Below are 14,868 nucleotides of genomic sequence, written 5' to 3'. Positions count from 1 at the left end.
TTATGCTTGGTATGAAAAGTATATTAAAAAATATTATAAATATATTTAGAGAGCAAGATGAGGATAGTATATTTTATATAGGTGGTGCAGATGTACTACCTCCCCCTTTAACCAATGATGAAGAAGCAGAAATGATATCTCTTTTAGGTACAGATGAAGATGAAATGGCTAAGTCTAAACTTATAGAAAGAAACTTAAGACTTGTTGTATATATAGCTAGAAAATTTGAAAATACAGGTGTTAATGTAGAAGATTTAATCTCCATAGGGAGTATAGGTCTTATTAAAGCTATTAACACCTTTAAATGTGATAAAAATATAAAATTAGCTACATATGCCACTAGGTGTATAGAAAATGAAATACTTATGTATCTTAGAAGAAATACTAAAACAAAAACAGAAATATCTATAGACGAACCTTTAAATGTTGACTGGGAAGGTAACGAGCTATTACTATCTGATATACTAGGTACAGAGGTAGATATTATCTATAAAAATTTAGAAGAAGAAGTAGATAGAGACCTTTTAAAAAAAGCTATAAAAAAATTAGATGATAGAGAACGTATTATTATAGAACTTAGGTATGGTATATTTACTGATGGTATAGAAAAAACTCAAAAAGAAGTTGCAGATATACTTGGCATATCTCAATCTTATATATCTAGGCTAGAAAAAAGGATAATTAATAGACTAAAAAAAGAATTTATAAAAATGATGTAATTATATATTGTTTTTATATAATTTATATGGTATAATTTTAACGATAATTATAAAATTATCGTTAAAATTATTAATAGACAGTTCGAAACCCTCCTGTCTTTAAACAAAACTAGGTCAAATTAAATTTTTTACATAAGCCATTATTTTGGTTTATTTTTTATGTTAATTTGAGCTATGTATGTAGCTCTTTTTTATTTTAAATTAATATATAACTTATATTTTATAATAAAATATTTATAAAATTTTCTATTTTTAATTTGATTTTAGTTTTTGGGTAACTGTCTTTAAAAATGGAGGATTTTATGGATAATTTAATTAGGTATTCCACCATAGAAGATAAAAATAAACGTGAAATTTTACTTCTTATGGGTAGTGGTTGTAAATGGAAAAAATGTAGCTTTTGTGATTATCATACAGATTTTAACAAAGATGAAGAATACTGTTTTAAAATAAATGAACAAGAGCTAAATAAAGTTACTGGTAAATATAATACTTTAGAAGTTGTTAACTCTGGTAGCTTTGTAGATTTAGATAAAAAAACTATGAAAAAAATTGAAGATGTGTGTATACAAAAAAATATTAATACATTACATTTTGAATGCCATTGGGCACATAAAGATGAAATAGCACCTTTAAAAGAGCATTTTAATAATATTGGAATAAAAATTAAAACTAAAATAGGTATGGAAACATTTGATTATTATTATAGGGAAAGCTTTTTAAATAAAGGTATAGAAGAAAAAGATGTAACTATAATAAAAGAATATTTTGACGAAGTATGCTTGCTACAAGGGTTACCAGGACAAAGTTTAGACTTTATGCTTAAAGATATAGCAATAGGTCTTGAACATTTTGAAAGAATATGTGTAAACATAATGGTTGAAAATAAAACTAAAATTAAGCCAGACCCTAATACAATCAATAATTTTATAAATCATATTTATCCTATATATAAAAATAATACTAGGGTAGATATTTTATTAAATAATACAGATTTTGGTGTGGGAGGTAATAAAAATGATTAGTAATGAAGTTCTTTTAATATTATCCGTATTTGTTATTTATGGTTTTGTTTTATTATGGTTTTACCTTTTTGGAAATAAAGGTCTTTTATGCTTTACAGTTTTCGCTACAATAACTGCTAATATAGAAGTTTTATTGGTTATAAAAGCATTTTCTTTAGAGCAAACTCTTGGCAATATACTGTTTGGAGCTAGCTTTTTAGCAACAGATATATTAAGCGAATTTTATGGTAAAAAAGAATCTAAAAAGGCTGTTTTAGTAGGGATATTAACATCTATATCGTTTGTTATTTTATCACAAAGTTGGCTGTTATACGATGTTACTAATGGTTTAGATGAGCATTTTAAAGTACTATTTTCTAATACTCCTAGAATTATGATAGCTAGCTTAGTAGTATATGCTATAAGCCAATTTTTTGATGTTTGGGTATACCATAAATGGTGGGCTTTTACAGAAAAAATAAGTGGTGATAAAAAAAGGTATCTTTGGCTTAGAAATAATGGCTCTACATTAATATCTCAGCTTATAAATTCTTTATTATTTACACTATTTGCTTTTTATGGTACATATGATATGCCTACGCTAATTAGTATCTTTAAATCTAGCTACATTATATTTATAATAACAAGTATATTAGATACGCCTGCTATATACATAGCAAGATATTTATATGAAAACAAAAAAATTAAAAATTAATATAAAGTTTTCAATCAATTTTTTAAATACTTTGTATTTAAAAATAAAAGGTGCTAGTTTTTAGCACCTTTTATTTTATTCTGCATTATCTTGGCTATCTTTAACATCTATTAAAGCTATAACCTTTTCTATTCTATTTTTTTCTATTTCTTCTATTATAAATTTAACATTTTCTATATTTATAGAGTCACCCTTATCTGGAAACTTTCCAAAACTCTCTATTATAAGTCCACCAATAGAATCAAAATCTTCTGATGCAAATTTTGTCCCTAAAATATCATTTACATCTTCTATTTTTGTAGCACCTTCTATAATATACTCATTATCTTTTACCAATTTTATTTCTTCATTGTGCTCATCATATTCATCTGCTAAATCTCCTACTATTTCCTCTAGCAAATCTTCAAGAGTAACTATACCAGATGTACCACCATATTCATCTAAAATAATAGCCATAGGTATTCTATTTACACGCATTTCTGCAAAAAGCTCTCTAAGACATTTAGATTCGTAAGTAAAGAAAGGCTCTCTCATATAATCTCTTATATCAAATTGTTTAGACTCATCTACAAATAGTAAATCTTTTAAAGAGATTATACCTATGATGTTATCTATTGTATCTTCATATACAGGCATTCTAGAGAATGTTTCTTCCTTAAACAAAGCTCTAAGCTCATCTTCTGTTACATCTACACTAACTGCTATAATATCTGTCCTAGGTGTCATAATATCTTCTGCATCACTATTTGCAAAATACACCACATTGTTAATCATTTCTCTTTCATCTATTTGTAAAACACCTTCTTCGTGGCTAACATTAACCATTGTTATAAGCTCAGACTCTGTAATAATTGGTGTTTTATCATCTTTTTTTACACCTAAAATTCTTAATATAAAACTAGTAACAATATTTAAAACAAATATAAAAGGTGTAAAAATTACCATACAAAATTTTATAGATTTTATAACAACAAGAGAAATTTTTTCTGCATTTTTTGTAGCAAAAGTTTTTGGTGTAATTTCTCCAAATATAAGTATAACTATTGTAAGTACACCAGTTGCAATACCAATACCTTTACTACCATATTTGTCCACAATAATGGCTGTTGCAAGAGAAGATGCACCAATATTAACAAGGTTATTACCTATTAATATTGCACTTAATAGCTTGCCTGGTTCTTCTAAAACACTTTGTATAAGTTTAGCATTTTTTACGTTTTCATCAACCATAGTTCTAAGTCTTATTTTGCTAATAGATGTAAGAGCTGTTTCTGACATAGAGAAAAAAGCTGATAACACAATTAAGATTATTAAAATTATAATCTGCAAATTGGCGGGATCCAAGTAAAATCACTCTCCTAAAAATTAATATTAATTATAATTTTTTTAATGATATAAACAACATTATCAAAAAATCATATGTATTATACCATATAATTATCATAATTAAAAGACCTAAATTAAATGATTTTTAACTTATTTAGCTATTTTTTATCTTTTATTTATATATAAGATAAATGTATTGTCTATTTTTTTATAGTAATGGCTTTTTTCACTACTTTTACCATAATTATATTTTTAATATTTATCTACTTTACTTTAATTTTAAGTTGTAGACAAAGTCTACAATCCCTTCAAAAAAATAACAAATTTATTTTTTTGAGATAATCTAGGGTAGAAAAGCTGATTTCTTCGCACAAGGGCTAAAGCCCCTTGAAATCTAGCTTTTTACACAATGAAAGGCAAATTCCCATATTGTGATTAAAATTTTTATACCCTATAAATAGAATATAAAAATGAAAAATAATTTGATTTAATGATATTTTGTCTTCAGTCTACTTTAATTTTATTCTATTTTGTTAATATATAAATAAATTATTGACATTGTTTGTACATATATTTAAAATTATAGTATAATCTATTTAATATAGGAGGTTTATATGCAAAATTTTATTATTCTATCAGATAGTTCTTGTGACTTACCAGAAAATTTAAAAAATGAATATAACATAGATATAGTACCTTTTTACGTTTCATTTGATAAAGAAAATTATTTAAGAGAAAATATAGATATTAATATAAATGACTTTTATGAAAAAATTACAAAAGAAAAAATAATTCCAAAAACATCTTTACCGTCTATGGAAGACTATTGTAACCATTTTAGAAAACATCTTGACAATGGATTAGATATTTTATGTTTTACACTAACATCTGACTTTAGTGGTTCTTATCAAAGTGCTGTAAATGCTGCTAATATAATGTTAGAAGATTACCCAGATAGAAAAATATTAGTAATCGATTCCAGAAAAGCTACTGTTGCTCAAGGATTATTAGTTGTAGAAGCAGCTAAAATGCAAAGAGCAGGATTTTCTTTGGAAGAAACATACGAAAAAATGGAAATATTAAAAAATGAAGGCATTATAATTTTTACAATAGACACATTAGAATACCTTCAAAAAGGTGGAAGAATAGGAAAAGCCTCTGCCCTTGCTGGAAACTTACTTAATATAAAGCCTATTTTATTATTAGATGAAGGTGTTTTACAGCCCCATTCTAAAGTTCGTGGTAGAAAAAAATCCCTTTCAGAAATTTTAAAGATATTTAATGAATATATAAAAGAAGATATTAACAACTATCAAATAGCAATAGCACACGCCTATTGCGAAGATGAAGCTATAGAGCTTGAAAAACTACTAAAAGAAAAATATGATATTAGCCTAAGCTACCCTATATTTGATATTGGTATAACAATAGGAGCACATACAGGTGCTACTGCTATAGGTATTGGATTTATTAAAAAATTTGATGTATAAGGAGATTTTTATGGAAAATGATATACTAGAATTATTAGAAAAAAACAGTAGAATTTCCTTTGAAGATATGGCAAATATGCTAGGTACTACAAAAGAACATATAGAAAATACTGTTAAAAATTTAGAAAAAAATAAAACTATATGTGGTTATACAACCCTTATAAACTGGGATAAAACAAATAAAGAAGGAGAATATATTACCTCATTAATAGAGGTTAAAGTTACTCCTCAAAGAGAGCAAGGCTTCGATAAAATAGCAAAAAGAATATATAGTTTTGATGAGGTTAAATCTTTATATCTTATGTCTGGTACATTCGACTTATTAATAGTAGTAGAGGGAAAAAACATTAAAGATATATCATCTTTTGTATCTAGCAAATTAGCTACATTAGATTGTGTACTTAGTACATCTACACATTTTGTATTAAAAAAATATAAAGACCACGGAGTTATAATAGACGAAAACACACCAAATGACGAAAGGATTATAATATCACCTTGAGTTTGGTATCAAAGCATATACAAGATATACCTTATTCTGGTATTAGAAAATTTTTTGATATAGCAAGCGAAGTAGAAGGAGTTATCTCTCTTGGTGTGGGAGAGCCAGATTTTAACACTCCTTGGGCTTGTACAGAAAAAGCAATATATACACTAGAACAAGGTAAAACAACATATACGTCTAACGCTGGGCTTATAGAGCTTAGAGAAAAAATATCTAATTATATAAAAAATACAATAAATGTTGACTATTGTGCTAAAAGTCAAGTTTTGGTTACTGTGGGTGCTAGCGAGGGTATAGACCTTGCACTTAGAGCAGTAGTTTGCCCTAATGACGAAGTTTTGGTAGTAGAACCTTGCTTTGTGTCTTACAAACCTTGTATAACTATGTGTGGTGGTATACCTGTTGTTATAAACACAAAATCAGAAAATAACTTTAAACTAACACCTGAAGATATACTTCCTAAGCTATCTAGTAAAACTAAAGCTATTATTATTTCTTATCCTAATAACCCTACTGGTGCTATTATGGAAAAAGAAGATTTAGAAAAAATAGCTAATATTTTAAAAGACAAAAATATTTTAGTTATTAGCGATGAAATATATTCAGAGCTTACTTATGAAAATAAAAAACATACCTCTATATCACAGTTTGACGGTATGTATGAAAAAACAGTAGTTTTAAATGGATTTTCAAAATCTTTTGCTATGACTGGCTGGCGTCTTGGATTTGCAGTTGGCCCTAAGGATATTATATCTGCTATGACAAAAATACATCAATACATTATAATGTGTGCTCCTACTATGAGCCAATATGCTGGTATTGAGGCTTTATCATCTTGTATAGAAAATGTTCATAAAATGCGTAAAGAATATAATATGAGAAGAAAATTTATGTTAAATGGTTTTAGAGAAATGGGGCTTGAATGTTTTGAAGCTTTAGGTGCTTTTTATCTTTTCCCTTGTATAAAATCTACTGGACTTTCTTCTCAAGAATTTTGTGAAAAACTTGTATACCAACAAAAAGTAGCTATTGTACCTGGTACTGCATTTGGAGAATGTGGCGAAGGCTTTATACGATGCTCTTATGCCTATTCTATAGAAGAAATAAAAGAAGCTTTATCTCGCATAAAAAAATTTATACAAAATTTAAATAAATAGTTTATATTTAAGGAGAAATATATGAATTGTTTAGTTATTGCAGAAAAACCTTCTGTAGCTAGAGATATAGCAAAGGTATTAAATTGTACAAAAAAAGGTGATGGATACTTTTATAATGATAAATATATTATATCTTGGGCAATTGGACATCTTGTTACACTTTACGAACCAGAGGAATATGACGAAACTTTAAAAAAATGGGATATGTCTACACTTCCTATAATTCCTGATAAATTAAAGCTAAAATCTATAAAAAATACTAGACAACAATTTAAAGTATTAAAAACCCTTATAAATTCTAAAAATGTAACAGAGCTTATATGTGCAACAGATAGTGGTCGTGAGGGAGAACTTATATTTAGATATATATATGAGCTAACAAAATGTAAAAAACCTTTTAAAAGACTTTGGATATCTAGTATGACTTATGAAGCTATTAAAGAAGGATTTGAAAATTTAAAAGACAGTAAAGAGTATGACAACCTATATTTATCTGCAAAATGTAGGTCAGAAGCCGATTGGCTAGTTGGTATAAATGCCTCACGTGCATTTACTATAAAATTTCATTCTTTACTATCTATTGGGCGTGTTCAAACCCCTACCCTTGCTATAATTGTAGAAAGATATAAAGAAATTGAAAATTTTAATGTACAAGAATACTTTGAGATAGAGGCACATTTTAAAACATTAGATGAAAATTCTCAATTTTATAAGGGAATATGGATAGATAATAAAAATGAAACTAAAATATTAGATAAAGCAAAAGCTACTAATATTTTAAATTATATAAAAAATAAAAATGGTATTGTAAATAATATAGAAAAAGAAACAAAAAAACAACCTCCACCACTATTATATGACTTGACAGAGCTACAAAGAGATTGTAATAAAAAATTTTCCTATTCTGCCCAAAAAACTTTGTCAATAGCACAAGATTTATATGAAAAAAGAAAGCTTATTACATATCCTAGAACAGATAGTAGATATTTATCTAAAGATATGGCATCTAAGCTTAAACCTATATTACAAGTTTTAAAAAATACTGACCATTATAACCACTTTTTAGAATATGTTTTATCATTAGATAATCTTCCTATAACAAACCGTATAATAGATGATAACAAGGTAACTGACCACCACGCAATTATACCTACATTACAAAACATAAATATTTCTTCTTTATCTAAAGACGAATTTAATGTATATGACCTTATAGTAAGACGTTTTATAGCTGTATTTTACCCTGCCTATGTATATAGCATTACCAAAATTACTACAAAAATAGATAATCATTTATTTTTAACAAAAGGTACAACTATAATAAATGAAGGCTTTACAAAACTTAATATAAAAACAGAAAAAGATAAAAAGGAAGAAATAATTTTGCCAAATGTAGAAATAGGGAAAGAAGTCTTTAACGAAAAATCTAATATATTAACTAAAAAAACTACCCCTCCTAAACCATATAATGAGGCAACATTACTCTCCGCTATGGAAAATGCTGGAAGATTTATAGAAAATGAAGAATTAAAAGAAAATTTAAAAGAATCTGGACTTGGTACACCTGCTACAAGAGCTTCTATTATAGAACGTTTAATAAAAGTTGGGTATGTGCAAAGAAAAGGAAAATCCCTTATCCCAACACAAAAAGGTGTAAAACTTATAGAAATTGTACCAAAAGAGCTAAAATCTCCAGAAACAACAGGAAAATGGGAAAAAGGGTTATCATCTATATCTAAAGGAAGTATGCAACCAAAAATGTTTATGGATAGTATAGGAAGATATGTAAATTTTATTGTAGACTATGCCAAAAAATCTAATGATAATATTATATTTGATGAAAAAAAATATTCCGACTACAAAAAATCTGATAAATATAAATCTTTAGAAAAATTTGGTTTATGCCCAAAATGTAATAATGATATTCTAGAAAACAGTAAAGCATTTTATTGTTCAAATTGGAAAAGTGGTTGCAAATTTACTATCTGGAAAAATCATTTAGAAAAATATAATATTTTTATCCATAAAGAAATTGCTAAATCTATTATACAAGATAAAAAAATTACAAATAAAAAAATTATAGACCCAAAAGATAAAAAAGAAAAATTAGCAGATTTAATACTACTAGACAATGGAAATATTAATATTATAATTAAATCATAAGGAGTTTTTATGGCAAAAATTAAAACAAAATATATATGTCAAGAATGTGGGTACGAAACAGGTAAATGGCTCGGTAGATGCCCATCTTGTAATAACTTTTCTACATTTTCTGAAGAAATTATAGAAAATACAACGTCTAAATCTAATAAAATTTCTGCTACAAATAAAGCACTTGATTTAGAAAGTATAGCCCCTATTAGCGAAGTGAGGACAAAAACAAAAATAGGTGAACTAGATAGAGTTTTAGGTGGTGGAATAGTACAAGGTTCTTTAACACTTGTAGGTGGTGACCCTGGTATTGGTAAATCTACCCTACTTTTACAAATATGTGAGGCAATAGGAGAATCTGGCAAAAAAATATTATATGTATCTGGAGAAGAATCTGCACAACAAATAAAGCTTAGAGCTACTAGGCTAAATATATCAACCAAAAATCTCTTACTCTTGTCAGAAACAAACTTTAATATAATAGAGAATACTATAAAAGAGCTATCTCCAGATTTAGTTATTATAGACTCTATACAAACTGTATTTTTAGATGATTTATCTTCTGCCCCTGGTAGCGTAACACAAGTTAGAGAATGTACTGCAAGGATAATGCGTATAGGTAAAGGAGATAACATTTCTATATTTATAGTTGGACACGTTACTAAAGATGGTGCAATAGCAGGACCTAGAATATTAGAGCATATGGTAGATACTGTTTTATATTTTGAAGGAGAAAGGCTTGCAAGCTATCGTATACTAAGGGCTGTAAAAAATAGATTTGGCTCTACAAATGAAATTGGTGTGTTTGAAATGCGTCAAATAGGACTTGTAGAAATAAACAACCCATCAGAATATATGCTATCTGGGCGTCCTATTGGTGCTAATGGTTCTTCTGTAACTTGTAGCATAGAAGGTACAAGACCAATACTTGCAGAAGTTCAATCTCTTGTTAGCTATACAACTTTTAATATTCCAAGGCGAATGGCAACAGGTATGGATTTTAACCGTATTATCCTGCTTATAGCCGTTTTAGAAAAAAAATTAAATTTACAGCTAGGCTCATATGATGTTTATGTTAATTTAGCTGGTGGTATAAAAATATTAGAGCCTGCATTAGATGCATCTGTTGCTTGCTCTATTGTATCTAGCTATAAAAACAAACCTATTGATGCAAAAACTTTAATATTTGGAGAGATTGGATTATCAGGCGAGCTAAGAGCAGTATCTTTTTGCGAAAAACGTGTTATGGAAGCTCTAAAGCTAGGTTTTGAAAAAGTTATTATACCAAAAGATAACTTAAAGGAAGTTTCTTCTATAAAAGATATAAAAATATCGCCTGTTTCTAATATAAATGAACTTTTAAAGGTTGCTCTAGGCTAATTTTTATATTGTATAATCGCTAAAAATAGGGTATAATATTTATTATTATATCTAAATTTATTAAATTTAGTATATTTATATAGACATTTTTCAATTTTTATTGTAAAATATATAAGATTTAAATTTTGTAAATACAATATATACGCTTTTATAAATATACCTAACAAAGCTAATTATCATTATAGTTGTATTTTAAGGAGGATAAAAAATGAACTTATACGAAAGCTGGTTTAAAAAAGCATATACACAAGATGGTAGAATTAACAATGCCTTTTGGAATGACTTTATGCCAAAAGAACAAAAAATATATGAATATATCTTAAATGAAAAAGTTGAAAAAATTGAAGGCACTGTAAAACAACTTGCAGAAAAATTTGATATGCCTATTGAATATTTTATAGGTTTTGTTGATGGTATTAACGATATCCAACCTGAAAAAGTTAAATTAGAAGAATTATCAGAAGATAGCCAAGTTTGTATAAATATAGACTTTGAAACTTTATATAAAAAAATGGTAGAATATAAAGCAGACCATCTTTATAACCTTCCAGAATGGAAAAATATATTTACAGAAGAGCAATTAAAAACACTATTTAAAGGTCAAAGAAGCTCTACTACATTTGTTAGAGAGCCAAAAATAGAAAGAAATGACCCTTGTCCTTGTGGAAGTGGTAAAAAATATAAAAAATGTTGTGGTGCTAACTAAATTGCATAATACAGTATTTGAAAAAGTTGATAGCTTAAATCCTAGTAAAAATATAGTCGCCTTAAAAAAGGCGGCTAATATTTTAAAAAATAATGGATTGGTGGCTTTCCCTACAGAAACTGTATATGGACTTGGAGCAAATGCTCTAAAAGAAGATGCTGTAAAAAAAATATATATAGCAAAAGGGCGTCCCTCTGACAACCCACTTATTGTCCATATAGCAGATAAAAATGATATTTACCCTCTTGTAGATAGTGTTCCTAAAAATGCTCTTATTTTAATGGATAAATTTTGGCCTGGTGCTTTAACAATTATATTAAAAAAAAGCTCTATAATACCAATAACAACATCTGGTGGTTTGGACACTGTAGCTATAAGAATGCCTAATAACAAAATTGCACTATCTTTAATAAAAGAATGTGGTTTTCCTTTAGCAGCCCCTAGTGCAAACACTTCTACAAAACCAAGCCCTACCCTAGCAACCCACGTCTATAAAGACTTAAATGGTAAAATAGATATGATTATAGATGGTGGTAGTTGTGCCTTTGGCATAGAATCTACTGTTGTTGAAGTTTTTTATGATAATATAAATATTCTAAGACCTGGTAGTATAACAAAAGAAATGTTGGAAACTGTTATAACTAATGTTACTATTGATAAAGCTATTACAGATACTAATCTTAATCTATTACCAAAATCACCAGGTATGAAATATAAACATTATGCTCCTTTAGGAGATGTCTTTATAGTTGATGGAGAAATTAACAATATTGTACATTATATATTAAAATCTTTAAAAAATGACAAAGAAAATAATATAAAATCTATTGTAATTGCATCTAGTGAAACTATAAATAATTATTCATCATTTAATACTTTAAATATTGGTAGTAGACAAAACTTAAACTTAATAGCCAAAAATCTTTTTAATACTTTAAGAGAATGCGATAATCTTAATATAGATAAAATATATATAGAATCATTTTTAGAACAAGGTGTTGGACTAGCTGTTATGAATAGGTTAAAAAAAGCAGCTAGCTATAAAATAATAAACGTGTAAGGTTGATTTTTATGAAAAATATAATATTTGTATGTACTGGTAATACTTGTCGTAGCCCTATGGCCGAGGCAATAGCTAAATCTTTATGTAAAAATAAAGATATAAGTATATCATCTAGAGGGATATTTGTATATAATAATTTACCTATTAATGAAAATTCAAAAAAAGTTTTATCAGATAATAAAATTAATATACCTGCTCACATTTCAAGACCTATTACTATTACAGATTTTAAAAATGCTGATTTAATATTAACTATGGAAAAAGAACATAAAAATATATTAATACAATTTGGTAAAACTAATAATTTAAATAATAATAAAATATTTACATTATATGAATATGTGCTAAATAAAAACTTAGACATACGTGACCCTTTTGGCTTAGATATAAGCAAATATACTCAATGCTTTAATGAGATTTATAGTCTTATATCAAAAATAAACTTTAAAAATTTATTGGAGGTAACTATGATAGGTATAGGTTCGGACCACGGTGGTTTTCATCTAAAATCAGAAGTAATTAAATATTTAGAAGCAAATAATATTCCATTTAAAGACTATGGAACATATTCTACAGAAGCAGTTGATTATCCTATTTATTCCAAAAAAGTAGCTAATGATGTAGCTAATGGGACTTTAGATAAAGGTATATTAATTTGTGGTACAGGTATTGGTATATCAATAGCTGCTAACAAAGTAAAAGGTGTTCGTGCTGCTCTTTGCCACGATGTTTTTTCTGCAAAAGCAACAAGAGAGCATAATAATGCTAACATTTTAGCTATGGGTGAGCGTGTTATAGGCCCTGGCTTAGCATTAGAAATAGTTAAAGCATTTTTAGATACACCGTTTTCTAATGATGCAAGGCATATAAAAAGAGTTGATATGATAGAAGAATAGGAGTGATTTTATTGAGTAATTTATACATAGTAGACCACCCTGTTGTCCAAAGTAAAGTTACTAAGCTTAGAGATATAAAAACAGGCAATAAAGAATTTAGAGAACTTGTTTCTGAAATAGCTAGCTTTATTTGCTATGAAGCAACAAAAAATTTAGAAACTAAAGAGATAGAAGTAGAATCTGTTCTTTGTAGAACAAAAGGTAATATTTTAAATAAAAAAGTTGGTATAGTGCCTATATTAAGAGCTGGGCTTGGTATGGTTGATGGCATATTAAATTTAATACCAAATGCTAATATAGGTCATATTGGGCTTTACAGAGACCCAGAAACACTTTTACCAGTAGAATACTACTGTAAGCTACCATCTTCTGACCCTATAAATACAGATATACTTCTTGTAGACCCTATGCTTGCTACTGGAGGTACTGCTATTGCTGCTATGCAATTTATGAAAGAACGTGGATTTAAAAATATAAAATTTCTATGCTTAATAGCATCTCCTGAAGGTGTTAAAAAAGTTAGTGAAGCTCATCCAGATATAGATATTTACACTGCTGCTTTAGATGACCATTTAAATGACCACGGATATATTATACCAGGTCTTGGTGATGCTGGAGATAGAATTTTTGGTACAAAATAATTAAATTTTTAGTTATTAATTTAAAGATACTTATTTATATCAAATACTTTAAATAAGTATCTTTAGCTATTAAGGAGGTTTTTTTTTGGAGCATGATTGGTTGCTATACTTAGCTGGTTTTTCAATAGCTTTTGCTGTGTCTATGCTTATGACACCTTTTGCAAAAAAAGTTGCTTTTAAAATAAAAGCCATTGATTATCCTAAGTCTAGAGGATTAAATAAAGAACCTATGCCAAGAATAGGTGGTCTAGCCATATTTTCAGGATTTTTAATATCTGTTGCCGTTTTATCTATTTTTGTTGAGGATTTTCATACAAAACAATTTTTTGGATTTTTAACTGGAGGCATATTAATAGTTATACTTGGTATATTTGATGATATATATGAGCTTTCACCAAAAATCAAATTTGTTGTTCAAGTATTAGTTGCTATTATTGTTGTATCTACTGGTACAAGGATAGATGTTATGTCTTGGCCTTTTTGGCAATATTTAAGACCTTTTAATGCTATTATAACTATGGTATGGATAATAGGGCTTATAAATGCCGTAAACCTTATAGATGGTGTAGATGGTCTTGCTGCTGGAGTATCTTCTATTGCATCTTTATGTCTTATGATACTTTGTGTAATATCTGGTAGTAATCTTGCTGTTGTTTTAACAGCTATATTAGCTGGTTCTTGCTTAGGATTTTTACCAAGAAACTTTAGCCCAGCAGAAATATATATGGGTGATACAGGCTCTACGTTTCTAGGGTATGTACTAGCTGTAACATCTTGTATAGGTGTATATAAAAGTTATGCTGTTTTATCTATTGTTATATCTATATTAGCAGTTGCACTACCTATATTAGATACTTTATTTGCTATGATAAGAAGGGCTATAAATAGAAAACCTTTAATGAGCCCTGATAGAGGCCATTTACATCATAGGCTTATAGATAGTGGATATTCTCATAAGCAAGCTGTTGTTATCCTTTATGGACTTAGCTTATTTAGTGCAATTATAGCTATACTTATAGCTATACAAAACTATCAAGCAACTATTGTAGTTTTTATATTTTTCTTAATACTAACATTAATGATGTACGTATATAAAAGTCGTACACAAAATTAAT

14 protein-coding genes are annotated in these 14,868 nt (G+C 27.6%); 13 read left to right on the top strand and 1 reads right to left on the bottom strand.

Going from position 1 to position 14,868, the window contains the following annotated elements; genetic code table 11:
- The first annotated feature begins 11 nt into the window (after nucleotides 1-11).
- From sigE to R5Z65_RS02855, 3 genes are all read left to right on the top strand, one after another.
- Nucleotides 12-719, top strand: coding sequence for an RNA polymerase sporulation sigma factor SigE (gene sigE / locus R5Z65_RS02865; protein ID WP_317366969.1), 708 nt, complete (start codon nucleotides 12-14; stop codon nucleotides 717-719).
- 302 nt (nucleotides 720-1,021) lie between these two features.
- Complete coding sequence (locus tag R5Z65_RS02860) at nucleotides 1,022-1,744, top strand: radical SAM protein (protein WP_317366954.1); 723 nt, start codon at nucleotides 1,022-1,024, stop codon at nucleotides 1,742-1,744.
- Nucleotides 1,737-2,438 (top strand): queuosine precursor transporter, encoded by a 702-nt coding sequence (locus R5Z65_RS02855; protein ID WP_317366953.1) that lies wholly within the window; start codon nucleotides 1,737-1,739, stop codon nucleotides 2,436-2,438. Before R5Z65_RS02860 ends, R5Z65_RS02855 begins: the two co-directional genes overlap by 8 nt.
- A gap of 75 nt (nucleotides 2,439-2,513) precedes the next feature.
- Here the strand turns inward: R5Z65_RS02855 and R5Z65_RS02850 are convergent, their stop codons facing one another.
- Nucleotides 2,514-3,767 carry a hemolysin family protein gene (locus R5Z65_RS02850; protein ID WP_331677999.1) on the bottom strand — a complete coding sequence of 418 codons (1,254 nt, stop codon included), beginning with the start codon at nucleotides 3,765-3,767 and terminating at the stop codon, nucleotides 2,514-2,516.
- Nucleotides 3,768-4,378: 611 nt separating this feature from the next.
- On the opposite strand from R5Z65_RS02850, the gene R5Z65_RS02845 reads away from it, so the two are divergent.
- The 10 genes from R5Z65_RS02845 to R5Z65_RS02800 all read left to right on the top strand — a co-directional run bounded on the left by R5Z65_RS02845 (nucleotide 4,379) and on the right by R5Z65_RS02800 (nucleotide 14,867).
- Nucleotides 4,379-5,254 (top strand): DegV family protein, encoded by an 876-nt coding sequence (locus tag R5Z65_RS02845; protein ID WP_317366951.1) that lies wholly within the window; start codon nucleotides 4,379-4,381, stop codon nucleotides 5,252-5,254.
- Nucleotides 5,255-5,264: 10 nt separating this feature from the next.
- Nucleotides 5,265-5,756 (top strand): Lrp/AsnC family transcriptional regulator, encoded by a 492-nt coding sequence (locus R5Z65_RS02840; RefSeq protein WP_317366950.1) that lies wholly within the window; start codon nucleotides 5,265-5,267, stop codon nucleotides 5,754-5,756.
- Nucleotides 5,753-6,916, top strand: a complete 1,164-nt coding sequence (locus tag R5Z65_RS02835) for an aminotransferase class I/II-fold pyridoxal phosphate-dependent enzyme (RefSeq protein WP_317366949.1) — start codon at nucleotides 5,753-5,755, stop codon at nucleotides 6,914-6,916. Before R5Z65_RS02840 ends, R5Z65_RS02835 begins: the two co-directional genes overlap by 4 nt.
- Nucleotides 6,917-6,937: 21 nt before the next feature.
- Nucleotides 6,938-9,079 (top strand): DNA topoisomerase III, encoded by a 2,142-nt coding sequence (locus R5Z65_RS02830; protein ID WP_317366948.1) that lies wholly within the window; start codon nucleotides 6,938-6,940, stop codon nucleotides 9,077-9,079.
- A gap of 9 nt (nucleotides 9,080-9,088) precedes the next feature.
- Nucleotides 9,089-10,447 carry a DNA repair protein RadA gene (radA, locus tag R5Z65_RS02825; RefSeq protein WP_317366947.1) on the top strand — a complete coding sequence of 453 codons (1,359 nt, stop codon included), beginning with the start codon at nucleotides 9,089-9,091 and terminating at the stop codon, nucleotides 10,445-10,447.
- A 208-nt stretch (nucleotides 10,448-10,655) separates the two neighbouring features.
- On the top strand, nucleotides 10,656-11,153 hold the full coding sequence (locus R5Z65_RS02820) for an SEC-C metal-binding domain-containing protein (protein WP_317366946.1): 498 nt from the start codon (nucleotides 10,656-10,658) through the stop codon (nucleotides 11,151-11,153).
- Complete coding sequence (locus R5Z65_RS02815) at nucleotides 11,110-12,213, top strand: L-threonylcarbamoyladenylate synthase (protein WP_317366944.1); 1,104 nt, start codon at nucleotides 11,110-11,112, stop codon at nucleotides 12,211-12,213. The genes R5Z65_RS02820 and R5Z65_RS02815 overlap by 44 nt, the downstream gene beginning before the upstream one ends.
- 11 nt (nucleotides 12,214-12,224) lie before the next feature.
- On the top strand, nucleotides 12,225-13,112 hold the full coding sequence (gene rpiB / locus R5Z65_RS02810; RefSeq protein WP_317366943.1) for a ribose 5-phosphate isomerase B: 888 nt from the start codon (nucleotides 12,225-12,227) through the stop codon (nucleotides 13,110-13,112).
- Nucleotides 13,113-13,123: 11 nt separating this feature from the next.
- The gene (upp, locus tag R5Z65_RS02805; protein ID WP_317366942.1) at nucleotides 13,124-13,753 is read left to right on the top strand and encodes a uracil phosphoribosyltransferase; all 630 of its coding nucleotides are present in this window, start codon (nucleotides 13,124-13,126) and stop codon (nucleotides 13,751-13,753) included.
- 85 nt (nucleotides 13,754-13,838) lie between these two features.
- The gene (locus R5Z65_RS02800; RefSeq protein WP_317366941.1) at nucleotides 13,839-14,867 is read left to right on the top strand and encodes an MraY family glycosyltransferase; all 1,029 of its coding nucleotides are present in this window, start codon (nucleotides 13,839-13,841) and stop codon (nucleotides 14,865-14,867) included.
- Nucleotide 14,868 lies beyond the last annotated feature (1 nt).

This window comes from uncultured Tyzzerella sp. (assembly GCF_963558545.1).
Taxonomy (GTDB): Bacteria; Bacillota; Clostridia; order Lachnospirales; family CAG-274; genus Tyzzerella.
The sequence above is the reverse complement of the archived record's forward strand: the minus strand, read 5'-3'. Positions and strand labels throughout refer to the sequence as shown.